Here is a 1,411-nt window from a genome sequence, read left to right on the forward strand (position 1 = left end):
CATTGAAACAGGCAATTTATTCCAGCCGTACGGCTGACAAGTTCGTCGTACGTCTGCCAGACGGAATGCGTGAACGCATTGCCGAGGTGGCTCGCAATCATCATCGCAGCATGAACTCCGAAATCATTGCGCGCCTTGAGCAGAGTCTTATTCAGGAAGGCGCACTGGGAGAAGAGTTGAGCATGCGCCTGGACAGCCCGGAGCTTTCCTTGCACGAACGGGAGCTGCTGCAACGCTTCCGCCAACTCTCCCACCGACAGCAGAACGCCCTGGTTTCGCTGATCGCGCATGATGCTGAAATGGCCGCCGACGCGTCCTGATTCAAGCAGAAAGCTCTAGCCAGCTTTATCGCTGGCTTTTTTTTTGCCTGAAATTCAGGCCCAAAAAAACCCGCCAAAGGCGGGTTTTTAATGAACGGGACATCAGAGCAGGAAGATTGTCGCCAGCCCGAGGAAGATGAAAAAGCCTCCGCTGTCGGTCATGGCGGTGATCATCACACTGGCGCCCATTGCCGGATCGCGCCCCATCTTCGCCAGGGTCATAGGGATCAGAACCCCCATCAATGCCGCCAGTAGCAAGTTGAGCGTCATTGCAGCGGTCATCACCACGCCCAATGACCAACTGCCATAGAGCAGGTAGGCAACCGCACCAATCACCCCGCCCCAGATTACGCCGTTGATCAACGCGACGGCCAATTCCTTGCGCATCAGGCGCGAGGTATTACCGGTGCTCACCTGGTCCAGCGCCATGGCGCGAACAATCATGGTGATGGTCTGGTTACCCGAGTTGCCACCAATGCCCGCCACAATCGGCATCAATGCCGCAAGCGCCACGAGCTTTTCGATCGAGCCTTCAAACAAACCGATGACCCTAGAAGCCACGAACGCGGTAATCAGGTTGATCGCCAGCCAGGCCCAACGGTTACGCAGGGATTTCCAGACCGACGCAAAAATATCTTCTTCTTCACGCAGACCCGCCATGTTGAGAACTTCGCTCTCGCTCTCTTCACGGATCAGGTCGACCATTTCATCGATGGTCAGACGGCCGATCAGCTTGCCGTTCTTGTCGACCACGGGCGCGGAGATCAAGTCATAACGCTCGAATGCCTGGGCAGCATCGTAAGCGTCTTCGTCCGGGTGAAAACTCACCGGATCGCTGGCCATCACCTCGGAAACCTGTTTGTCCGGATCGTTGACCAGCAAACGCTTGATCGGCAACACGCCCTTGAGGACGCCGTCGTAATCGACCACGAACAGTTTATCGGTATGGCCCGGCAACTCCTTGAGACGGCGCAGATAACGCAAGACCACTTCAAGGCTGACATCCTCGCGGATGGTCACCATCTCGAAGTCCATCAGTGCACCGACCTGCTCCTCGTCATAGGACAAAGCAGAACGCACGCGCTCGCGTT

Annotated in this window: 2 protein-coding genes; one reads left to right on the plus strand and one right to left on the minus strand. The window is 56.4% G+C overall.

The features are described 5' to 3' along the window. The first annotated feature begins 2 nt into the window (after window positions 1–2). A complete protein-coding gene (locus tag ACRESJ_RS02440; RefSeq protein ID WP_431756473.1) occupies window positions 3–320 on the plus strand; it encodes an Arc family DNA-binding protein in 318 nt (105 codons plus the stop codon). Window positions 321–422: 102 nt separating this feature from the next. On the opposite strand, the gene ACRESJ_RS02445 is transcribed toward ACRESJ_RS02440, so the two are convergent. Beyond that, window positions 423–1,411 (minus strand): magnesium transporter (locus ACRESJ_RS02445; protein WP_431756474.1); only part of this gene is annotated, 989 nt, incomplete at its 5' end.

Source organism: Pseudomonas sp. (genome assembly GCF_050739655.1).
In the GTDB taxonomy this organism is placed as follows: domain Bacteria; phylum Pseudomonadota; class Gammaproteobacteria; order Pseudomonadales; family Pseudomonadaceae; genus Aquipseudomonas.